14 protein-coding genes and 2 tRNA genes are annotated in these 23,554 nt (G+C 38.4%); 2 read left to right on the plus strand and 14 right to left on the minus strand.

What is annotated here, in order from left to right; translation table 11 throughout:
• Position 1: 1 nt before the first annotated feature.
• Positions 2-77, minus strand: a tRNA-Val gene (locus tag V5290_RS04060).
• A gap of 44 nt (positions 78-121) precedes the next feature.
• Positions 122-197, minus strand: a tRNA-Val gene (locus tag V5290_RS04065).
• 269 nt (positions 198-466) lie between these two features.
• Between V5290_RS04065 and gltX the strand changes: the two genes are divergently transcribed.
• Complete coding sequence (gltX, locus tag V5290_RS04070; RefSeq protein ID WP_333382162.1) at positions 467-1,891, plus strand: glutamate--tRNA ligase; 1,425 nt, start codon at positions 467-469, stop codon at positions 1,889-1,891.
• A 72-nt stretch (positions 1,892-1,963) separates the two neighbouring features.
• Here the strand turns inward: gltX and V5290_RS04075 are convergent, their stop codons facing one another.
• Entirely contained in the window at positions 1,964-2,587 is a 624-nt protein-coding gene (locus V5290_RS04075; RefSeq protein ID WP_333382163.1) for a DsbA family protein, read from the minus strand.
• Positions 2,588-2,781: 194 nt separating this feature from the next.
• Between V5290_RS04075 and V5290_RS04080 the strand changes: the two genes are divergently transcribed.
• Complete coding sequence (locus V5290_RS04080; protein ID WP_333382165.1) at positions 2,782-3,375, plus strand: thymidine kinase; 594 nt, start codon at positions 2,782-2,784, stop codon at positions 3,373-3,375.
• Positions 3,376-3,665: 290 nt separating this feature from the next.
• On the opposite strand, the gene ppiD is transcribed toward V5290_RS04080, so the two are convergent.
• The 11 genes from ppiD to recC form a co-directional block, all read right to left on the minus strand.
• The gene (gene ppiD, locus V5290_RS04085) at positions 3,666-5,561 is read right to left on the minus strand and encodes a peptidylprolyl isomerase (RefSeq protein WP_333382167.1); all 1,896 of its coding nucleotides are present in this window, start codon (positions 5,559-5,561) and stop codon (positions 3,666-3,668) included.
• 79 nt (positions 5,562-5,640) lie between these two features.
• On the minus strand, positions 5,641-5,916 hold the full coding sequence (locus V5290_RS04090; RefSeq protein ID WP_290038352.1) for an HU family DNA-binding protein: 276 nt from the start codon (positions 5,914-5,916) through the stop codon (positions 5,641-5,643).
• 152 nt (positions 5,917-6,068) lie between these two features.
• The gene (lon, locus tag V5290_RS04095) at positions 6,069-8,426 is read right to left on the minus strand and encodes an endopeptidase La (protein ID WP_333382170.1); all 2,358 of its coding nucleotides are present in this window, start codon (positions 8,424-8,426) and stop codon (positions 6,069-6,071) included.
• Positions 8,427-8,612: 186 nt separating this feature from the next.
• Positions 8,613-9,908, minus strand: coding sequence for an ATP-dependent protease ATP-binding subunit ClpX (gene clpX, locus V5290_RS04100; RefSeq protein WP_333382171.1), 1,296 nt, complete (start codon positions 9,906-9,908; stop codon positions 8,613-8,615).
• Between the two features lie 19 nt (positions 9,909-9,927).
• The gene (gene clpP, locus V5290_RS04105) at positions 9,928-10,551 is read right to left on the minus strand and encodes an ATP-dependent Clp endopeptidase proteolytic subunit ClpP (protein ID WP_290038356.1); all 624 of its coding nucleotides are present in this window, start codon (positions 10,549-10,551) and stop codon (positions 9,928-9,930) included.
• 111 nt (positions 10,552-10,662) lie between these two features.
• Complete coding sequence (tig, locus tag V5290_RS04110) at positions 10,663-11,970, minus strand: trigger factor (RefSeq protein WP_333382173.1); 1,308 nt, start codon at positions 11,968-11,970, stop codon at positions 10,663-10,665.
• Between the two features lie 540 nt (positions 11,971-12,510).
• A complete protein-coding gene (locus V5290_RS04115) occupies positions 12,511-13,125 on the minus strand; it encodes a MarC family protein (protein WP_333382175.1) in 615 nt (204 codons plus the stop codon).
• A 445-nt stretch (positions 13,126-13,570) separates the two neighbouring features.
• Positions 13,571-14,032 (minus strand): Cys-tRNA(Pro) deacylase, encoded by a 462-nt coding sequence (ybaK, locus tag V5290_RS04120; RefSeq protein WP_333382177.1) that lies wholly within the window; start codon positions 14,030-14,032, stop codon positions 13,571-13,573.
• 66 nt (positions 14,033-14,098) lie between these two features.
• Positions 14,099-16,213: an exodeoxyribonuclease V subunit alpha gene (gene recD / locus V5290_RS04125; RefSeq protein ID WP_333382179.1), complete on the minus strand. Its 2,115-nt coding sequence runs from the start codon at positions 16,211-16,213 to the stop codon at positions 14,099-14,101.
• The gene (recB, locus tag V5290_RS04130) at positions 16,207-19,992 is read right to left on the minus strand and encodes an exodeoxyribonuclease V subunit beta (protein WP_333382181.1); all 3,786 of its coding nucleotides are present in this window, start codon (positions 19,990-19,992) and stop codon (positions 16,207-16,209) included. Before recB ends, recD begins: the two co-directional genes overlap by 7 nt.
• A gap of 2 nt (positions 19,993-19,994) precedes the next feature.
• Positions 19,995-23,432 carry an exodeoxyribonuclease V subunit gamma gene (gene recC / locus V5290_RS04135; protein ID WP_333382183.1) on the minus strand — a complete coding sequence of 1,146 codons (3,438 nt, stop codon included), beginning with the start codon at positions 23,430-23,432 and terminating at the stop codon, positions 19,995-19,997.
• Between the last annotated feature and the right edge of the window lie 122 nt (positions 23,433-23,554).

A 23,554-nucleotide genomic window follows, 5' to 3' on the forward strand; every position in this document is an offset into this window, starting at 1 on the left:
ATGGTGGGCGATACTGGGTTCGAACCAGTGACCCTCGCCTTGTAAGGGCGATGCTCTCCCAACTGAGCTAATCGCCCACTTCAAGCTTCATAATTTCAGTTCCTATGAAGAACCAGTAATATGGTGGGCGATACTGGGTTCGAACCAGTGACCCTCGCCTTGTAAGGGCGATGCTCTCCCAACTGAGCTAATCGCCCATATTACTTAAAACAACCACTTAACTGCTCTGCCGTTGTTTGTGGGGCGTATTATAGGGATAGCCTTTTTTCAGTCAAGGTCTTTTTTAATAAAATTGTAGTTTTTTGTCTGAACGGTCAAAGGGTAAGCAACAAATGCTTAATATTTGTATTTTGCAACGTTTTAGCAAAGCTAAATTAGTTTGTTAGTAAATAGTTAATGTAATTAGATAGCTTTCCGTTAAAATATGCGCACTACTCTTCAAGCTGTATTATAAGGAAGCTTTTTAATGACTGTTAAAACTCGTTTTGCCCCAAGCCCTACCGGCTACTTGCACGTTGGTGGCGCACGTACCGCGCTATATTCTTGGTTACATGCTAAAAGTAAAGGTGGTCAATTTGTATTACGTATTGAAGATACGGATATCGAGCGCTCTACTCAAGAAGCTGTTGATGCAATATTAGAAGGAATGAAATGGTTGGGTTTAGATTGGGATGAAGGTCCTTACTATCAGACTAAACGTTTCGATCGCTACAATGAGATGGTTGAAAAATTATTAGCGGAAGACAAAGCTTACAAATGTTACGCGCCTAAAACACTATTAGACGAAATTCGTGCTGAACAAGAAGCTAATAAAGAAATGGCACGTTACGATGCCAACCATCCAAAAATTGTTGCAGTAAATGCAGCAGCAACAGAAGATCAAGATTGTGTTATTCGTTTCCGCAATCCAAAACAAGGGACTGTTGTTTTTGAAGATGAGATCCGTGGCAAGATTGAAATTGCTAATGACCAACTAGATGATTTAATTATTCGTCGTAGTGACGGCTCACCGACTTACAACTTCTGTGTAGTCGTTGATGATTGGGATATGGGCATTACAAACGTAGTTCGTGGTGAAGATCATATTAATAACACTCCTCGTCAAATCAACATTTATGAAGCATTGGGTGCACCAGTCCCTTCATTTGCACATTGTTCAATGATTTTAGGTGATGACGGTGCAAAACTATCAAAACGTCATGGTGCGGTTTCAGTAATGCAATATCGCGATGAAGGCTTTTTACCTAATGCACTTAACAATTACTTAGTACGCCTTGGCTGGTCTCACGGTGATCAAGAAGTATTCTCTGAGCAAGAAATGATCGATCTGTTTAGCTTAGACGGTGTCAGCAAATCAGCATCTGCCTTCAATACTGACAAACTATTATGGTTAAACAACCATTATATCAAAACATCAGATCCAGCTTATGTAGTCGAGCACCTTCAATGGCACATGGACCAACAAAATATTGATACAAGCAATGGCCCAGCATTGACTGAAGTTGTTACTGCATTAGCTGAGCGAGCAAAAACATTGGTTGAATTAGCAAGCTCAAGCCGTTATTTCTATGAAGATTATGAAGATTTTGATGCAACAGCTGCGAAAAAACACCTTCGCCCAGTTGCAAAAGAAGCATTAGTACTTGTGCAAAGCAAACTACAAGCTACTGATGACTGGTCAATGGAAAATTTACATAAAATCATTGAAGACACGGCAAGCGAATTAGAAGTAGGTATGGGTAAAGTCGGTATGCCTCTACGTGTTGCAATCACTGGAGCAGGTCAATCACCTTCTCTTGATGTCACATTGGCATTGATTGGACAAGAACGAAGCGTTACTCGTATTTCACGTGCTATTGAATTTATCGAAGCAAGAGAAAATGCTGCTTAAAACAATTTAGAAGCTTAAAGTACAAAGCCCATTGATACTCTGATATCAATGGGCTTTTTATTAGCTATCAGTTTATTTTTGATTAATTAGCTGAGTAATTTTTAAATAAGAATCTTGCCAATTGTCATAATTAATTGCAATAGGGAAGACCTCTCCTCCTACTGTCAAAACTAAAGATGGGAAGCCTTGAATTGGCATCGCCCTACTCACTGATATTTCTTCCATTAATTGCGCATTAATTTCTTGGCTAGTTAACTGAGTAGTAAAGTGCTCGCGATCCAAACCTATTTGTTCTGCTAATTCAATTAACGTACTGCTCAAAGAAGGGTTTTTAGCCTGCAAATAGTAAGCTTGTTGTATAGCGAGAAGCATCTCTTGTTCTTTGCCCTCTTCTCTAGCAATTAAACAAGCACGACATGCAGGGTAAGTTGAACGCTGAGGTTGGCATTCAGTCCAAAAATCAAAATTAAATTCAGTGCCTAACTTCGCATGAATCGTACGCCAAATGCCTTGTAAAGTTTGCTGTAACTCCATTGGCATAATTTGATCACTATCAGGGGCTAAACCTCCTAAGTGATATTTTATCTGAACACCATCTTCAGTTAATGCTTCTGATAGTTGTAACCAGGTTTTCTTAAACCCCCAACACCAACTACACATAGGGTCATAAACATAATGTAAAACAGCTTGATTCATAGTTGCTCCTTATTAACCAATGCAACTTGAAAAAAGCACATCGATCATATTTTTGTGTAAAAGATGAAGCACATAAAAATGATTAGAATAAAAATTCATTTGCTAATGTTATCATGAGCTATTCCCCCTACTATCCATAAAAAACTGTTATTAATCAATCAAGGGGCGAATTTAATTACCTATAGGATCATGTTTTGGCTCAACTATATTTTTATTATTCTGCAATGAATGCAGGGAAATCAACCTCTTTGCTCCAATCTTCTTATAACTATCGCGAGCGAGGAATGAATACCTATGTATTGACTGCTGCCATTGATGACCGGTCTGGTATTGGTAAAATATCGTCGCGGATTGGCATCGAAAGTGATGCACATATTTTTAACGAGAATGACGACCTAGCCGAAATGATAGGTAAAGTACATCAACAAAATAAACAACACTGTATTTTAATAGACGAATCTCAATTCCTGAGTAAAGAACAAGTTAAACAACTAACGTATGTAGTCGATATATTAGATATTCCGGTGTTATGCTACGGCATTAAAACCGACTTTAAAGGAGAGCTATTTCCGGGCAGTCAATACCTACTAGCGTGGGCAGATAAATTAATCGAGTTAAAAACTATTTGTCACTGCGGTCGCAAAGCTAATATGATTTTACGTATGGATGGAAATGGTAACGTATTACATGAAGGAGCACAGGTAGAAATAGGCGGCAATGAAAGCTATGTATCTGTATGTCGTAAACACTTTAGGAAAGAGTTTTGGGATAATAATTCCAATAACTAGCTTATCTATCTTATACCTACAACAATAATTAACTGTTCTATTTTACTTGTTAAAATAACTTATTTCTTCGTTGTAATTTTCGCAAATAGAAAAACTATTTAACTTAATTTACGCCTTGAACTCAGTCATTTTTCCTGCACAAAATTTAGATCAGTTATTTAATGTAATTGGTATTAATTGTTAAAACAGCCTCCCTTCAATATAAATAAAATACCTAACTCCAAGCATAAAAAAAGCGGCTTATGAAAGCCGCTTCTAAATTACTTATTACTATAACTTAGTAATATTACTTATTGACCTGCGTAAGTAATATCAGCCTTATTCAGTAATGAAGTAATTAATGCCTGATAAGTCGCCTCTGATGTACTACGTTGTAACATAGTCGCTAACTGTGTTTCAGTTTCTTCTTCAACTTTACTCTCATCTTGTTCAATCACATCAGATAACTCAACCAGTGCAAAATCACCTTGCGCTGTTGCAACATAGTCACGCGTTACTTGACCAGCTTCAGGTTTTGCTAATTGGAATAAGCGTTGAATGATTTGAGTATCATAATCACGGCTATAACGCGCTAACGTCAATGGTGCAGTGAAAGTTAGGCCTTTGCTAGCTAACTCACTATCGATTGACTCTCCAGCATCTAGCTTGACCATTAGAGATTCTACAAATTGCTGAGCTGCTTCTGCAGATTTTTGCTCTTCTAATTGCATAGTAATTTGTTCAGTTACTTCAGCAAGCGGTTTTGTTGCAGCTTCTTGGTAATCTTTAACACGAACAACAATAGCTTTAGAGTCAGTTAGGTCAATGACTTCAGAGTTAAGACCTTCTGCACGGAAGTTTTCATCAAATACTTGGCTCAATACATCACGAGAATCTAAGTCACTAGGCACATTAGCACTTGAGAATAAACCACTCTCTTGTACTTCAACACCAACTTCAGCAGATGCTTCTTCTAAGCTGTCAGGAGACTCAAAAGCTACTTCGCTTAAGCGTTGATATAAATCATCAAAAATGCCACGCACTTTGTCGTTTTTCAAAGCGACTTCAATTTGTGATTTCACTTCGTTTAATGGGCGAGGTGTATTCTCTTGAGCATCAATTAACTTAATGATGTGGTAACCAAATTCAGATTTCACAACATCAGAAACAGGCGACGCTTTAGTTAAAGAAAAGGCACTTGAATCAAATGCTGGATCCATTACTCCACGTTCAAACCAATCTAACTCGCCATCATTTTTAGCAGAGTAAACATCTTCTGATTTTGTTTTTGCTAGCTCAGCAAAATCAGCACCTGATTTAACTTCTTCTAGAATAGATTCAGCTTTTGCTTTCGCTTCATCAGAATCACCTTCAATAAAGATGTGCGCTACTTTACGGCGCTCTACTTGCTGATAATCAGATTGATGTTGGTCATAGTAATCTTGAATATCTTGCTCTGTTACGTTTACTTCATCAGTTAATGTTGCTGCATCTAATACAAGATATTCTACATCCACTTGCTCAGGACTTTGGAATGCTTGGCTATTATCAGCATAATACGCTTCAATATCTTCGTCAGTTACATTTGCTTCTGCAGTAAAATCAGCACTATCAACATTTAAAATACGCGCCACACGTTGTTGGCCTTGTAATTTGCTTGTTTGTGTTACTTCTGAAGGCAAAACAAACTCACTACCAACTAATGTTTCTAATAACTGAACACGCACTAAATCATTCTTATAATTCGCGCTGAATTGTGCAGGCGAAAGATTGTTATTACGTAACAAAGATAAGTATAAGTTGTTATCAAATTTACCATCAACTTGGAACTCAGGAGTGTTACGAATTGCTTCTTTAACTTGCTCATCGCCAACACGTAATCCCATATCAGCAACTGCTTGTGCAACTAAACGCTCAGTAATCAGAGTTTGTGTTGCTTGAGCACGCACTTGCTGTGCAAAGCTAGGATTAGAAGCTAATAGTTCAAATTGCTCGCCGTATTGTTGTTGTAAACGCGCTCTTTCGTTTTGATAAGCTTGTTCAACACTTTGTTGTGAAATTTCTTCACCATTGACGGTCACAGCCGCATTCACTGATGATGTACCTAAATAGCTACTCACACCAGCTAAAGCAAAAGAGAGGATGATCACAATCAAAATACTTTTTGCGACGACTCCCTGCGAACCTTCGCGCATTCTTTCTAACATAATAATTTACTCTTTAAGACTAAAAACAAAAAAAGCGCATCATAGGACGCGCTTAACACATGGAAAAACTAATAAACGCTTAAGCGTTGATAGCATCTTTCAATGATTTACCCGCTTTGAATGCAGGTACTTTTGCAGCTGCGATTTGGATTGGTTCGTTAGTTTGTGGATTACGACCTGTACGAGCAGCACGTTCTTTAACTGAGAAAGCACCAAAACCGATTAGAGATACGCTGTCGCCTTCAACTAAAGCAGTAGTTACACTTTCGATAAATGCATCTAATGCACGACCAGCAGCCGCTTTAGAAATGTCTGCGCTTTCAGCGATGTTATCGATTAATTGTCCTTTATTCATTTGTAAATCCCCTGTTTATAATAATTGGTGCTATCTTCATCTTGAGTGGCACATTGTAAAAAACTTGAGCTAGGCTACTTCTCTATTCAAATTCAAGCAAGTAAATTTCAATAAAATTAGCGAACTAGCCCGTATTGTATGCGATTAGTCACCTATTTGTCGTTTTTTTCAACAGAAAAGCCGGTGATACTATCTTGTAAGGCAACTTCTAATACTTCATCAATCCAGCGTACAGGCTTGATTTCAAGTTGGTCTTTAATATTATCAGGGATTTCCTCTAAGTCACGCGTATTTTCAAACGGAATTAATACCGTTTTAATACCACCGCGACGTGCCGCTAATAATTTCTCTTTAAGTCCACCAATTGGAAGTACTTCGCCACGTAATGTAATTTCACCTGTCATCGCCACATCAGCACGCACAGGAATACCCGTTAAGCTTGAAATAAGCACAGTACACATTGCTGCACCAGCACTTGGACCATCTTTTGGTGTTGCGCCTTCAGGAACGTGAACATGGATATCACGCTTCTCATGGAAGTCGCTATTAATACGCCACTCTTCTGATTTAGCACGTACAACCGTCATAGCAGCTTGAATCGACTCTTTCATTACATCGCCTAATGAACCGGTATAGGTTAACTTACCTTTACCCGGTACAGACGTTGCTTCAATCGTCAATAAATCACCGCCAACTGATGTCCATGCTAAGCCAGTTACTTGGCCTACTTGGTTAGCAGAGTCTGCTTTACCAAAGTCATAGCGACGCACACCTAAATAATCTTTCAAATTATCAATAGTGACATCTATCTTTTTCAAACTCTTGTCTAATAAGATATCTTTCACTACTTTACGACAGATTTTAGAGATTTCACGCTCTAATGCACGCACACCAGCTTCACGCGTGTAATAACGAACAATGCCAATGATTGCGCTGTCATCAATCGTAATTTCACTTTCTTTTAAGCCATTACGTTTAATCTGCTTGCTTAAAAGATGTTGATTAGCAATATTTAACTTTTCATCTTCTGTGTAACCAGAAAGATTAATAACTTCCATACGGTCCAATAATGGGCCAGGAATATTCATTGAGTTAGAGGTTGCCACAAACATTACGTCAGACAAATCATAATCAACTTCAAGGTAATGGTCATTAAAACTATTATTTTGCTCAGGATCTAACACTTCCAATAATGCTGATGCAGGATCGCCTCGCATATCTGAAGCCATCTTATCGATTTCATCTAATAGGAATAACGGGTTTTTAACACCCACTTTAGTCATTTTTTGAATCAATTTGCCAGGCAATGAACCAATGTATGTACGGCGATGTCCACGGATTTCCGCTTCATCACGTACACCACCTAATGCCATACGCACATACTTACGTCCAGTAGAGCGAGCAATAGATTGGCCTAGTGATGTTTTACCTACACCAGGGGGACCAACAAGGCATAAAATAGGCCCTTTTAGCTTATTAATACGTGTTTGTACTGCCAAGTACTCTAAGATGCGCTCTTTGACCTTCTCAAGCCCATGATGGTCTTGATCTAGGATTTCTTGCGCCTTAGCTAAGTTCTTCTTAACTGGGCTGCGCTTCTTCCAAGGCACATTGACTAAACTTTCGATGTAAGTACGGATCACGCTTGCTTCAGAAGACATTGGTGACATCATTTTTAACTTTTTAAGTTCAGATAATGCCTTTTCTTTTGCTTCTGCTGACATTCCAGCTGATTCAATTTTTTCTGCAAGTTGGTCAAGGTCACTTTGCCCTTCTTCATTGTCACCCAACTCTTTTTGAATCGCTTTCATCTGCTCGTTAAGGTAATACTCACGTTGACTACGTTCCATTTGCTTTTTAACACGGCTACGGATACGTTTTTCAACTTTTAAAATATCTTCTTCGTTTTCCATCATACCCATTAGGTATTCAAAACGTTCAGTGACATTAGTTAACTCTAACGCAGCCTGTTTATCTTCTAAGCTTAATGGCATATGTGCAGCAATCGTATCTGCAAGACGCTCAGGCTCATCAATCCCGTTTACCGACGCTAACACTTCAGGCGGAATTTTTTTGTTTAATTTAATGTATGACTCAAACTGACCAAGTACGCTTCTAACTAGCGCCTCTTCCTCTTTTTCGTCAACACCTTCGCTTTCCAACAGTTCAATTTCAGAAAAGAAGTATTCTTCATTATCGATATTGCGAACGATGTTAGCGCGTTGCACCCCTTCCACTAAAACCTTTACCGTACCGTCAGGTAGTTTTAGTAATTGTAAAATATTCGCCACTGTACCGACTGGGTACAAGTCTTCAATTTTAGGGTCATCTAAGGTTGCTTCAGTTTGTGCAACTAATAGGACTTTTTTGCCCTGTTCCATAGCCGCTTCCAAGCAGCTGATTGATTTTTTTCTACCGACAAATAATGGGATAACCATGTGCGGATAAACGACAACATCACGAAGTGGTAAGACAGGTAATGTCAACAGCTGATCTGTTTCTAATTTCATATTGTCCCCGGAAAAAGTATTGAAAATGGATAGATAAATAATGACAAGTCGAAAATGATGCAGCTCAACTCGCTATAAAAAATCGTAAGTAAGAATAATATTGGGGATGAATTGTTTTTTTTCAAGCATATAAACAAAAAAAGAGAGCTAAAAGCTCTCTTTTTTTAATTTACAGTTACTAACTGCTTATTTATCAGACGAAACGCGTTTAGTTTCATCTTCTGAATAGATTAATAATGGTGCTGAATCACCAACTATCACACCTTCATCAACTACAACTTTAGTAACATTTTCAACCGATGGTAAATCATACATGGTATCTAATAACACAGCTTCTACGATAGAGCGTAAACCACGTGCGCCAGTTTTACGACTCATCGCTTTCTTAGCCATTGCAGTTAATGCTTCAGGACGGAACTCAAGTTCAACATCTTCTAAACCAAATAAAGCAGCGTATTGTTTAGTAATTGCATTTTTAGGTGCAGTTAAAATTTCAACTAATGCTTCTTCATCTAACTCTGTTAACGTTGCTACTACTGGTAAACGACCGATGAACTCAGGAATAAGACCGTATTTCGCTAAATCTTGAGGCTCAACTTTCTTGAAAGTATCGCTTAATGATTCTCTGTTGTCTTTATCTTTAACAGTTGCACCAAAACCAATGCCAGCACCCGTATCCATACGTTGCTCGATAATGCCATCTAAACCAGAGAATGCACCACCACAGATGAACAGGATCTTAGAAGTATCCACTTGGATAAATTCTTGGTTTGGATGCTTACGACCGCCTTGAGGAGGAATAGAAGCTACCGTACCTTCAATCAATTTCAATAACGCTTGCTGAACACCTTCACCAGACACATCACGTGTGATTGATGGGTTCTCAGATTTACGAGTGATCTTATCGATTTCATCGATGTAAATAATACCGCGCTGCGCTTTCTCAGGGTCGTAATCACATTTCTGTAATAACTTCTGAATAATGTTTTCAACATCTTCACCAACATAACCCGCTTCAGTTAATGTTGTTGCATCAGCCATAGTGAAAGGTACATCTAATAAACGCGCCATGGTTTCAGCCAATAGTGTTTTACCACTACCAGTTGGACCAATTAGCAAAATATTTGATTTACTTAATTCAACACCATCTGCAATATCACCGTGTTTTAAACGTTTGTAATGGTTGTAAACAGCCACAGAAAGTACTTTCTTAGCTAGGTCTTGACCAATAACATAATCGTCTAAAGAGGCACGAATTTCATGCGGTGTTGGTAATTTTTTATTACTGTTATCTGTATTAGTAGTACTTGTTAACTCTGCAATCTCTTCCTTAATGATGTCATCACAAAGGTCAACACATTCATTACAGATGTACACAGAAGGTCCAGCAATCAGTTTTTTAACTTCATGTTGGCTTTTACCACAGAACGAACAATACAATAGACTGCTATTGTTAGCGTCATTGTTATTTTTATCCGACATAGTTATCAATACCTCTCAATTATTTTCTACGCGTTAAAACAGAGTCTACGATACCGTAGTCCACTGCTTCTTGTGCGCGCATAAAGTTATCACGGTCTGTATCACGCGCAATAACTTCAATATCTTTACCAGTATGGAATGCTAATAATTCATTCATACGTTGTTTAGTTGCAATGATCTCTTTTGCATGGATTTCAAAATCAGATGCTTGACCTTGGAAACCACCTAAAGGCTGATGGATCATTACTTTAGCGTTAGGTAATACATGACGCTTACCTTCTGCACCACTTGCTAATAGGAATGCGCCCATACTTGCCGCCATACCCATACAAATAGTACTTACGTCAGGCTTTATAAATTGCATCGTATCGTAAATCGCCATACCTGCACTAATTGAACCACCTGGAGAATTAATGTAGATGTAAATATCTTTCTCTGTGCTTTCTGACTCTAAAAATAGTAACTGTGCAGAGATCAAGTTTGCCATGTGATCTTCAACAGGGCCTGTTAAAAAGATAACACGCTCTTTTAATAGTCGAGAATAGATATCATATGAACGCTCACCTTTTGCCGTTTGTTCAACAACCATAGGGATAAGTGCGTTACTAATTTGTTCCGTATTTCCAGCAAATGGGTTAGTCATATTCCATCCTAAATTATTTTTATTTATTGTGTCTACCAAAATGAAAATGGCCCGAGTGAAATCACTCGAGCCATTGAAATTCATAACCAATTGAAATAATAGTTTAAACTATTAAGCAGCAGGTTTGTTCATCACTTCATCAAACGATTTTTTCACTTCGCTTACTTTAGCTTTTTCAATGATAAAATCAACTGCTTGCTCTTCTAATGCTACATTTTCCATGTTTTGCATTAGCTCTTTGTTGTTTTTGTAGTACTCAACAACTTCAGCAGGGTTTTCGTAAGCAGATGCTGCGTTTTCAATTAATGCAGAAACTTTATCTTGGTCAACTTTTAATTCGTTAACTTTGATTACTTCACCTAGTAATAAACCAACTTTAACACGCTTCTCAGCTTGCTCAGCAAATAATTCTGCTGGTAGTTCAGGTAAGTTGTTTGGATCCATTTCTTTACCGTAACGCTCCATAGCTTGCTTACGTAATACGTTAACTTCGCTATCGATTAATGCTTTTGGCACTTCAACTTCGTTATTTTCAACTAATGCAGTTAATACGTTGTCTTTAGCAGTATTTTTAACTACTTGGTCAAGTTCACGTTGCATGTTTTTCTTAACGTCAGCTTTTAGAACTTCTAAGTCACCGCTCTCAACGCCAAATTTCTTAACGAATTCTTCAGTTAGTTCTGGAAGAATTTGCTCTTCAACTTTAGTTAGGTTGATTGCGAATTGTGCAACTTTACCTTTTAACTGTTCAGCGTGGTAATCTTCTGGGAAAGTTACGTCGATTGAGAACTCTTCACCAGCTTTGTGGCCAAGAATACCAGACTCAAAACCAGGGATCATACGGTCACTACCTAGTACGATTTGGAAACCTTCAGCTTTACCGCCTTCGAATAATTCACCGTCGATAGAACCTTCAAAGTCAACCGTTACTTGGTCATCTTTCTTAGATTTACGTTTAACTTCTTTCCACTCAGCGTGTTGCTTTTGTAGCGTTACTAGCATGTTATCTAGATCAGCATCTTCGATTGAAGTAGATACAGTTTCAACTGCTAGCTCTTCCAATGCATTAAGTGCTACTTCTGGGTAAACTTCGAATGTAGCAGTGAAAACAAAGTCTTCGCCTTTTTTACGAGGTTGTGGTGCAACAGCAGGTGCGCCAGCTGGGTTTAATTTTTCAGCTACGATTGCTTCGTAAAAGTTACGTTGCATTACTTCGCCACCAACTTCTTGCTCGATAGCAGCACCGAAACGCTTAGCGATTACTGATGCAGGTACTTTACCTGGGCGGAAGCCATCAACACGTTGTGTTTTAGATAGGTGACGGATACGACCATCAAACTCTTTATCATATGCTTCAGCGGCAACAGTAATTGTTAATACGCGCTCTAGACCTTGTGTAGATTCAACAGAAACTTGCATTGTATTTCCTTTATCTTTTACATTAAAAATTGTTTTTACTGACGAAAATTTTAACTGGCTTTCATCACTAAGGTGTATTTGCGTGGACTACCGCATTATAAAAATGACACCTTAATTAAAAATTAGTTTGTAATTTCTATGGTGAAATTTAAGACGCGCCATTATAGACACTGTTATAGCGATAGTCGATAGGCAGTCCATAGGAAAAATGACATGCACCCCCTATTTTTCGTAGATCCGCACTTATTTCACACAATTTTAAATGATTTAATAAGATTAACGGATTAAATTGATGTTTATCAGCACTTAACAACTGTTCAATAGTTATACAGAGCCGCTCATTTTGACGTTAGTAAAACGGGAAAATGCTAGCTAAAACAGTTCGAATATTGATGATAAGAAAGGTTTTTAAAGAGAATTGATAAGTACTGTTTAACCAATAAAAAAGATGTGATTATCGCGCAGTGATATATTAATAAAATAAACAAGATTTAATCGATTTAGATTAAATCTTGTTAAGACTCAATAAAAGTGAAGAGCTTAGTGTAATAAAAGCGAATCAACAAAGAAGCCTTTTACACCAGAAAAGACAATTTGAGCCCCGATTGCAGATACAAATAACCCAGTGATTTTAGGCAATACTTCTAAGCCTTGTTGACCTAATATTCGTTGAATTTTATTAGAAAAAAGCAACACAGCAGCAATGGATAACACAGCAGCAATAAGTGAAGCAGTGACGCTCACGAAGTCCATAAAGCTTTCTAACTCTGCGCCAATAACCATTAAAATACCAATCACACCAGGGCCAATAGCAACCGGAATAGCTAATGGCACTATCGCGAAATCACCACCACGTTTGTTGGTTCCTTCTGGCATTTCAGTATCACCTTTAATCATTTCCAAGGCACTTAAAAACAACACAGTACCCGCACCAATTTTAAAGGCATCCAAGGTAATACCAAATAAGCTGAATATATATTGACCAAAGATTAAAAAGACTAGGCTGATCACCAATACCGTAATACTCAGTTTTAAAATTACCCGCTTCTTCTCACTTGAGTTAAGACTCTTACTCAAGATCAAAAATACCGACAACACAAAGAAAGGTGTCATCATAAAAAATAGTTTTAAATATAGGGTAATAAACTGTTCCATTTCGGCTCTCATTAACAAATAAACAATAGATCAAGACTTTTCAGCGCGATGCTAACACAGAGTGATTTAGAAGATCTTTAACTATTTAAAAGAAAGTGAATAGAAGTGATTAAACCCAAGTTGAAGGCACAGATTGCAAAAACAGCAATGATTAAGCGAAGCTTGATTTTGGGGCGAAGACTTTAGCCTTCACCGTATGCGAGTCATCGCATGCAAGTATGAGCCAGGATGGGTAAAGCGAACCAGCATGTTACACAAAACATAAAAATTCAAAACAAGCAGGCTGAAGCCAGCGCCCCGTAAAAGATGTTTCGTTTAATTGTATTGAGTTAACTGAAACAGGCTGAGAGGAAACCACAGAGTACTTCCGTTCATTACATTAGTCTGTCGGCTAATTTTACCCAGCGTCCCTTAAAAACTATTTCTTTTAATTACATTGAGTTAACTATGTTAAAGCGACAAAACTAGCTGATAGTATCGATGCTAGGTCTTCTGCGTTTAATTGGATCTCTAAACCGCGTTTTCCTGCACTGACATAAATATCAGAATACGACTTTGCTGTTTCGTCGATCACTGTGGTGAGTTGTTTCTTCTGTCCTAAAGGGCTTACGCCTCCCAGTACATACCCTGATGAGCGTAAGACATCATTTTTATTCGCCATTTGTGCCTTCTTGCCTTTTAAAGCATTAGCAACGGCTTTTAGATTCAACTGTTCAGTCACAGGCAAGATAGCAACCACCAGCTGCTTATCCAAATCCACCACTAGCGTTTTAAATACTTGTTTAGGATCGACATTCATCTTCTCTGCGGCTTCTAATCCATAAGACTCATGCTTCTTATCATGTTTGTATTGGTGAACTTGAAAGGCTATTTTATGTTTTTCTGCCACTTTAATTGCTGGAGTCATGTTGTTTCCTATCTATATTTCATTTTACTGTACCAATAAACCCCGTTTGATTGGCACATTACGTGATTAGTTTGCAGATAACCTTTCTGTTAGGCGACTGTTTCGACTTGCTCGGTTTCTGACTGAACTAGCGACTAAAGCCAGATCGGCAATCAAGGTTAATCGCTTTTTAGCACGCGTGATCCCAGTATAAATTAACTCTCGATTCATCACGGGTAGCGCATAATCGGGTAAGGCTAACAGCGTATGTTTAAATTCAGACCCTTGACTCTTATGAACTGTCATCGCAAATACCGTTTGATGAGCAGGTAAACGACTAGGTTGAAAATCAGAAATACTGCCATCTGGCATCACAAAATAAACTCTTAATTGCCCATGTTCATCCTCTAAACATAAACCAATATCTCCATTGAATAAACCAAGGTGATAACTGTTTTCAGTCACCATGACTGGGCGGCCCACATACCAAGTTTGTGTCATATCAAAACGACGTACCAATAAACCTGCTTTTTGTAATAGCTTTTCACAGCGATGATTTAATGCATCAACGCCCCACTCTTGTTCCCGTGTGGCGCACAATATTTTGAAATCATTAAATGCACTTAGAAGTGATTTAGCCTTATCACGGTTGCCTTGATTAATCACACATAATTGAGATAAATACGGAGCATACCCCTCTACCACTAAACGATCAAAATCAGCAGCATTATCTGCATCATTCGCATAATAAGCAAGGTCATCATATTGTTCACATAATGCTGATAATTTAGCGGCGGTGACACCACCTTTATTCACTGCGCTGGCTAAATACCCAATACCAGAAAATTGATCGAAGCGATAACTCTTCCTCAATAAACATAAATTATCAGACATAGTCGCTTGTGAATGCGTACCTTGTGATAATAAACAATCAAACCCTGTTAACTCAGCTAACTGCTGTGCTTTTTGCTGACTGTAACCAGATTCAATAAATGAACAAATATCCCCCAGTACCGCACCAGCTTCAACTGAGGCGAGTTGGTCTTTATCACCTAATAAAATTAAGCGCGCATGGTCGGGTAACGCACTCAGCAATTTAGCCATTAGCGGTAAATCAACCATAGAAGCTTCATCCACCAGCAATAAATCTAAAGTTAATTGATTCCTAGCATGGTGACGAAAATGTGCACTGTTATTTCTCACACCTAATAAGCGATGAATAGTACTCGCATCAGTTGGAATGTTTGGTGCTGCTTGCTCCTCTGCCGAATGGCCTAAATCTAACTCATCTAATGCATTGGTAATTGACTCAGTAAGTCGTGCTGCAGCCTTACCCGTAGGAGCCACCATCTTGATAATCAAATCAGGTTGAGCATTTAATAACAACGCTAAAAGTTTAACCACTGTTGTTGTTTTACCTGTTCCAGGACCACCTGAAATAATACAACGAGCAGAAGTTAACGCTAAAGCAGCACTGATTTTTTGCCAGTCACAGCGTACTTTATTCGGTATTAATGATTCTAATAACACTAAATCTTTTGATGAACCTGCATGATGAAAGCATTGTGTAACCGCAGACCAATCAACAGATGCGCTATCAATAACATCCAAGTATTTTTCACATAACATTTGAATGGATTGATGGGTATCGGTTTGCCATGCATCCCATATAAATCCATATTGTGGCGTAAATAGTTTTTCTAAATAACCTTTACTTGCGACATCCATTTGAACAGGAATTGGTTGCAGTAATTTATCGGAAATTAATTGTTCAAATTCTGCATAACGTGCCATGAATAATGCTGAATATTGCAACCTTAATGGCGCGTCATCTCCACAACACAGACTCTCGTTTAATTGATAATGGGCTTGTTGTTGATCATGAAAAATACAGGACACATTTAAACGCTCACTTTCTTGTTGCGAGTCCAAACCTAATTGCAAACAGTGTTGATGAAATAAGCCACCAATCTTATCAATAGGTAGGCAGATATGACCGCCACCAAGTTGTTGGCTGGTTAATGCTGCCGCTAATTGCATCAAATTATCAGCGCCTAATTCGGCCATAAATTTTGCAAAATGAAAATCGATTGGTCGAATTTGTTGATTCAACTGACATTGCTTTAACAGTGTTAACATACTGTTTTCTGTTGAGTTAGCGATTATTGACTCCGGGCTCAATGGTATTGATTTATCTAACATGAGAACGCCTCCTGCAACATTTCAGCCGTTAATTCGCCGCTTAATAACTTATCCAACTTATCAATTAACTCGAATTTAGGTTTAGTGAAATAAACGCCTGCTTCTTTAGTACCTTGCATGCCACGTAAGAAAGTATAAAACACCCCACCCACATGTTGCTCATAATCGTAATCAGCTAAACGTGAACGTAATAATCGATGTAATGCTAAGGTGTAAAGCTGATATTGGAAGTCATAGCGATGTTCGATAATCGCTTCTGACATAGCTTGTTGACTATAATCAGCCAACTCATCACCTAAATAATTAGATTTATAATCCAGTACAAAATATTGGCCTTGGTATTCGAAAGTTAAATCGATAAACCCTTTTAACATCCCTTGTACTTGATTAAATTGTAATGAACCTGCTTGCGCAGACAAGGGATCATAATAGGCAATTAAACGATTAACCGATGTGGCTTCGATGGGTTGCATTGGAATAAAGAACTGCATCTCGACCTTTTTCTGCGCTTCACTCAACTGAGATAAGGATAAATCTGGGTAAAGATCCGGCGTTAAAGGATGCGCTAAAATATCATTTATCCATTCATTGACAATGGGCGCCCACTCATCAGGATCTTCGTAATTATTCACAGTCAGCCGATCAAGTAGCCATGGAATCAACTGCTCAGATGGACTGTCTTGAAAATCAATTTCTTCAAACAGTTCATGCAAAAACGTACCGTGTTTTGCGCCTCTTGGGAAACTGAACACACTTTTTGTTGGTACTTCATGACTTAACAATTGCGGTTCATTACTGACGACAGCTAATTCAGCGCTATCTTCTGGAATCTTCTTGGTTTGCTTATCTTCCAAGGTTGGTGCCGTATGAAAACGTGATAAAGCAGAGTAACTGGTTACCCACCAATTTTTTTCAATCACACCTGAAAACTGTTTCGGCGCGATTAATTGATCCGGCGAAGGTGTTGCAACTTGATAAGTCTCACTTGGTAAATCAGGTGCATGACGAATACCAATATTATCGGATTGCTCACACACACCTTGTAATAAACGTACTAAATTTTGGTCATCGCCAGCTTGTAACTCCTCGCCTGCTTTAATGGTTAAATAACCTAAAGCACTTTTAGTTAATGGTGTGGCTTTGGCACGGCCTTTTTTATAAGGTCCAATTCCCAAGTAACAACGATACACACTGCGTGTTAAGCCTACATATAACAAACGAATATCTTCTGCTAATAACTCTTTCTCAGTTTTCTCTTTACTAGTATCACTACCATCAAGGTCAAACACTAAACGCTGTTTTGTGTCATGAAATAAGTATTCTTTGGGTTCACGATATAAGCCACTGAAAGGAATAAATACAATATCGTATTCCAAGCCTTTAGATTTATGCAACGTACTCACTTGCACCAAAGACTTTTCACTCTCTAAACGTTGTTTCTGTTCACCCTGCTCATTTTTAGCATGGCTAATTTGTTCACTAAACCAACGTACTAACGCAAAAGCACCTTCAAAAACCATGCTATTTTTTTGTAATAGCTCAGCGAGATGTAATAGATCCGTTAACGATCGTTCACCTTGGCTTTGTGTTAGCAGGTGCGCACTAATCCCTTGCTCATGAAAACATTGTTGCAGCATCACCAATATGCCACTTTCTTCCCAAATAGTTTTATAACGTGCAAAATCTGCAATTTTACTTTCCCAACTCGCAGTATCAGAAAAGGTATTATGTACTTCTAAAGGTGTCAGTGAAAAAAGCTTACAAGCAATTGCTGAACGAAGATAACGTTCATTGCTCGGATGTAAACAAGCATTCAACAATCGCAATAAATCCTGCGCTAAAATGCTGGCAAACACACTCTCTTTAAGCGATAAATACACGCTATTTATATTTTCTTCTAACAACGCTTTACGAATAATATTCGCTTCATTACCGGTTCTCACTAGCACTGAAATATTGTTAGCATGAATAGGATGATGGTTACCGTCGGTGTCTTCTAAATACGCTTCATTTTGTTGAGATAACAACAATAGTGTTTTAATTTCATTTACCGTCGCTTGCGCGCTTTCATGACGAAAAGCATCACTACTTAACGCACCTTTCACATGCAAAAACTGTAAAGCAGTTTGTTGCTCATCTTCAGGATTATTCACCACTAACTTTTTACGTTTAATCGGCGGCGCTTGTACTGGGTGAAAAGGAATATCCTGATCATAAATAAACGGCGCAATTTTATGTTTGAAAAAGCCATTAACGGCATCAATCATTTCTGCGCTAGAACGGTAGTTATTATCCAAGCTATAGTGAGCTGATACTGCATTACGCGCCTTCATATAAGTAAATATATCTGCACCACGGAAACTGTAAATCGCCTGTTTTGGATCACCAATCATAAATAAACCAGAGGCAGTTGATGAGCTAGTTACCTCAGACGCTTCATCACTCTCAGATTCACCTTGCTGATAAATAGTATCAAAAATTCGGTACTGTACTGGGTCGGTATCTTGGAACTCATCAATCAACGCAATCGGATATTGCTGTTTGATTTGCTCACCTAAATGCCCTTCAGGCGAATGCTGTAAGGCAATATCCAATCGCGTCAGCAAGTCATCAAAGCCTAATAACATATGCTGCTGTTTAGTTTTTTGAAGGTTGTCTCTCACCCAATGCGTTGCTTTAATCAACAGCGTATTTTTAAGGGAAATATCCTTTGCTAACAAAGACTCTATTAAGGCAAAAGTTGAGTGTGTCGGTGGCTCACCTTTTTTAGTTTTAGTTATCAATTCTGATTGAGAAAACTTCAATAGGTTTTTAGGTAAGGTTAAATCTAAACTATCCGAAGCTGCCCATGCACAAACGTCCTCAAACCATTTCGGTAAATAACGTTTACTGTAACTGCGTTTATCAATACCTGAATACTCAATAATATCTAAGTAATCATCTTTATCGGCATTCCAAGCTTGTTTAACGTCATTAATCGCTTGTAAACCTTGTTCATATTTTGTTTCAAAATCAAAGTCAGTGATTTCTGGTATAAAAGTTAAGTCGGGACGAGACAACCACTGCTGTAGCTCTTTTTTAAGCGCTTCAGGATGCGCCCAATAACTGTAAATAATAGCGGTTAATGGCGTTGATAATTGATAAAAATGCGCACGCCAAAAATCATTACAAGCTTGACTCAAAATTTCCCCATCGTCTTCTAGTAACGTCTGCTGGAATAAGCTACCGGACTCAAAAGCATTTTGTTGCAACATACGCTGACAAAAACCATGAATCGTAAAAATAGATGCTTCATCCATTTGTAGCTCAGCAAAGCGTAATAAACGGATATCATGCTCAAGGTTGCTACTATCATCAATTAATTGCTGGCAATACTCATCTTTACTACTACCGCGCACAAAAGCTAAACGCGTTTCCCGAATACGGTCGCGAATACGACTTCTCAACTCTGCTGTGGCAGCTTCAGTAAAAGTCACCACTAAGATCTTATCTACCGTTAAGGGAATTTGGTGCGCTGTTTGCCCAGTTAAATCTGCATCATTAGCATCAGCCTGTATGCCATGACCTAATAACAAACGGATAAATAGACTGGCAATCGTATAGGTTTTGCCCGTTCCCGCAGAGGCCTCTATTAAACGACGCCCAAACAACGGAAAAGTCAGTGCTTGTAACGGGGTAACAGCAATCTCTCCAACAGGTGAACTGGTATTATCCTGTAATGACATGGGTGCTGATAGGTTATTAGCTTCAATCAATGATAATTGTGTTTCTTCGGTCATGATTATGCCTCTCCCCATTGTTCGTAAATTAAGTCATTTAAATTGCACAATAATGGCATAAATACTTGTAATGCAGTGCTCTCAAACTGTTGCCAGTGATCTTCAATATTCTCATAGACACGATTAATATACGGATCACTCGCTTCTGAATAGCCTCGATTATTATTGAAGGTTTTTAACGCCGCTTGTTGACCCGCTGCACGCGTTTCAAAATTCAGCTCTTCTAACAAGTAAACTCTTGGTTGTAATTTACACACTGCTTCACACCATTGAAATGCACTTTCAATAAAGAAAGGTAAAGCTTGTTGTAAGCCTTGTTGGTATAGAGCAATCAATTCCGATAAACGTTGATGTGCATAATCCGCAGGTATTTCTTCAAAATAATGGCCTTTGGTTTGTCCAAATAATGTGGCATTCAGATGTTGTCCGTGGACAATACAATAACTCAAATGCTCGACCCATAATTTCAGGAGATCTTTGCCTTTGATGTTACCTGGTTTAATGCGTACCAATCCATTTTCACAATGGTCATCTAATGCACCTACTAAGCGTTTATCGTCAAAGGGAATATCCACTGCAATTTGTTCAATGTCACCAATAAAGTAACTACTGTAAATGCTCGCTAAATCCACCATCACTTGTAAATCTTTATTGAAAATAAGTGTCGCAAACTCACCAACAGGTAATTTACCTTGCGCTTGTAAATCAACATATAAACGAGTGAGAGCTTGGTCGTCTAAACCATGTTTGAACTGCTCAGCTTTTAATAAATACTGCTGTAGGTTATCTAACGCAAAAGGTTCATCATTCTCTTGCTCAAATTCATCCATTTCAAAATAAACATTTAAACCTTGATTGAAAAAAGCACGGCAAGGATTTTGTAAAAAACGAATTAAAGCAGTTAATTCTATCTGCTCACTTTGGATCAAAGGCAATGGCGTAAACTGTTCATCTTCACTGCTCACAGGTTTGTTAATCGCCTCCCACCAGCCTTGCTGATAAGTGACTTGCTTACCTTGAAAGTATTGTTCACTGAAACTTTGCATTGGGTAATGATGAGTAAAGGCTGACAATAGATCCTTCTCTAATTGCCCATCATCTAAAGCCAAATCCAACTGACTGGTTAACCTAAAGCTTTGCTGAATATAATTAAGTAACTCACTGACTAGTACACTGGGCATTTTTTCACTGTTATCACTGATATCTTTACCAATGTAACTAATATAAAACTGCGACTGCGCTGATAGCATGGCCTCTAAGAATAAATAACGATCTTCATCTCGGCGCGAACGGTCACCACGTTTTCGATGACCGACCATTAAATCAAAGCCCATTGGCAACAATGAACGAGGATACAAACCATCATTCATGCCTAACAAACAGACCACTTTAAATGGAATAGAACGCATCGGCATTAAGGTACAAAAATTCACCTGTCCCGCTAAAAAGCGTTGGCTATTAGACTGACTTGATAAATGCTCCTGTAAATATTCAACCAACACCAATAATGATAAAGGTTGCTCAAATTTAGCTTGTTCAGTTTGCTCCACCAGCGTTTGCATTTGTTGACGAATTTGACTGAACAACACACTGTTATCTTCATCTTCTAAATAAAAATCATCAATCAGTTGATTGATAAACAGTTGCCAATCCGCACAGCTTAAATCTTGTTGTAAGTTAGACTCTAAAATAATCAGCGTATCGATAAACTCAATAAACCGCCCTAGCAAATCACCTTGCAAACCTTGCACTTCATCATAAGGCGCAATCCCTTCAAACAATTCATCATTCATGGCATAACCAAGCAACATACGTTTCAAACCAAACAACCAGTTATTTTGGGTTAACTTAGGTAGCTCCCACTTTGTCGCAGACTCATTATTTAATCCCCAACGAATGCCACTTTCAGTGATCCAATGTTGTAACAAATCAAACTCAACTTGTTTAATACCAAAACGATTTAAAATCGCAGGTACTTCTAACAAGGCGAGAATATCTTCACGGGTATAGCGGCTTTGATGTAAATTTAATAACTGCAAAAAGCTCGCTAAAATAGGATTCTCTTGCTGCGCACTCACATCGGAAATAGAAAATGGAATCGACACATGACTGCCAGTGCGACTAAATACCGCTTCAACATAAGGAGCGTAGGCATCAATATTCGGCACCATCACAATAATATCTTTCGGTGTTAAGCTAGGATCTTGCTCAAACATCCCTAACAAATTATCGTGCAGCACCTCTACTTCACGCATCACACTGTGGCATACATGCAAGCTAATCGAATTATCATCATTCATTACTTCAATACGCTGCGACACATCATTCAAGGTGCTTAGCGAGCTATCACTTAACTCTAAAATATCGGCTTGAATATTATGCAACAAACTATCGCGGTCAATATCCACAAAGGCATCAATCTCTTGCTGCTCTAAACTGTATAATTGATATAAAAAGTCACGCCCCATTTTCCCCATGGACGCCAATAACGGATTACCGACTTCACTTTCCACATCCCCACTACTCGCCCAAGCTAGATGCTGCTCATCCTTCTGCCAACTCGTTGGGTTTAATGTATTCACTTCACCAGCCAGTACATTTACTTTAGGGCGAGACTGTGCAAAACGTTTCGCCAATAGTTTAGGGTCAACAATATCACCCCAATAAAAACGACAAGGATTAGTTAATAGAAAATGCACGTCACAATGTTCGCCTAAGCCTTGTAACGCCTGTAAATAAGACTCAGGTAACGAGGAAATGCCAAACACAAAAATACGTTTAGGTAAGTGAGTTAATTGGTCAGTGGTTTTAGTCGCTAACGTACTTAAAAAGTCTTGGTATAAGCCCGCACGGTGATAAGCCTTACCCTGCGATTGAAAACCTTGTTTAATGCTCGCCACCAATAAGCGCCAAAGCTTGGCCTGCCAAAGGTGTGTATTTAGCCATTCTGGTTGTAAGTTTTCTAAGCTCACTTGACTGTCTTGCAGGGTTTCCCAGTTGTCAATCCACTCTGGGCGATATACTAAATATTGGTCAAAAATATCGGCAATTTTTCCGCTTAGCTGAAAGCGCTTTCGCAAGTGCGTGTCATCCTGCAGATAATCTTTTAAGGCACTAAAGTCTTCATCTTCCAAACAATCTGGCAATAACTTCATAATCTGCCAAGTCATCGACAGCTTATTGAATGGGCTATTATCCGGTACATCATCTAAAACATGTTTGAATTGCTGCCAAATAAAACTCGCCGGCAATGGGAAATCAATATTCGCCGCAATACCTGTAGATTGTGCAATCTCTAACTGCAGCCATTGCGCCATACCAGGGCTTTGTACTAATACCGTTTCATTTTCAAAAGGATTACTTAATGGAGATTGATTGATCAGCGCCAGCAATAAGTCTTTAAGCAAGCTAATTTGATTAGAGTGATAAACTTGAAACACACGCACCACCTTTTGAGAAAGTTGTTTTTATTTGTTCTTCTAAACTGATATTTCTTAATCTGGTTTTTCTTAATACCCCTAAAATAGCATAACTATGATTAGAGTAATTAATAGAGTGATGA

It is taken from the genome of Psychromonas arctica, assembly GCF_036697365.1.
GTDB classification, from domain to species: Bacteria; Pseudomonadota; Gammaproteobacteria; order Enterobacterales; family Psychromonadaceae; genus Psychromonas; species Psychromonas arctica_A.

Bases quoted from the DNA above. Each gene is read 5' to 3' on its own strand.
- V5290_RS04115 (WP_333382175.1), bottom strand. From the start codon at position 13,125: ATGGAACAGTTTATTACCCTATATTTAAAACTATTTTTTATGATGACA.
- tig (WP_333382173.1), bottom strand. From the start codon at position 11,970: ATGCAAGTTTCTGTTGAATCTACACAAGGTCTAGAGCGCGTATTAACA.
- lon (WP_333382170.1), bottom strand. From the start codon at position 8,426: ATGAAATTAGAAACAGATCAGCTGTTGACATTACCTGTCTTACCACTT.
- clpX (WP_333382171.1), bottom strand. From the start codon at position 9,908: ATGTCGGATAAAAATAACAATGACGCTAACAATAGCAGTCTATTGTAT.
- ppiD (WP_333382167.1), bottom strand. From the start codon at position 5,561: ATGTTAGAAAGAATGCGCGAAGGTTCGCAGGGAGTCGTCGCAAAAAGT.
- ybaK (WP_333382177.1), bottom strand. From the start codon at position 14,032: ATGACTCCAGCAATTAAAGTGGCAGAAAAACATAAAATAGCCTTTCAA.
- gltX (WP_333382162.1), top strand. From the start codon at position 467: ATGACTGTTAAAACTCGTTTTGCCCCAAGCCCTACCGGCTACTTGCAC.
- recB (WP_333382181.1), bottom strand. From the start codon at position 19,992: ATGACCGAAGAAACACAATTATCATTGATTGAAGCTAATAACCTATCA.
- recD (WP_333382179.1), bottom strand. From the start codon at position 16,213: ATGTTAGATAAATCAATACCATTGAGCCCGGAGTCAATAATCGCTAAC.
- clpP (WP_290038356.1), bottom strand. From the start codon at position 10,551: ATGACTAACCCATTTGCTGGAAATACGGAACAAATTAGTAACGCACTT.
- V5290_RS04075 (WP_333382163.1), bottom strand. From the start codon at position 2,587: ATGAATCAAGCTGTTTTACATTATGTTTATGACCCTATGTGTAGTTGG.
- V5290_RS04090 (WP_290038352.1), bottom strand. From the start codon at position 5,916: ATGAATAAAGGACAATTAATCGATAACATCGCTGAAAGCGCAGACATT.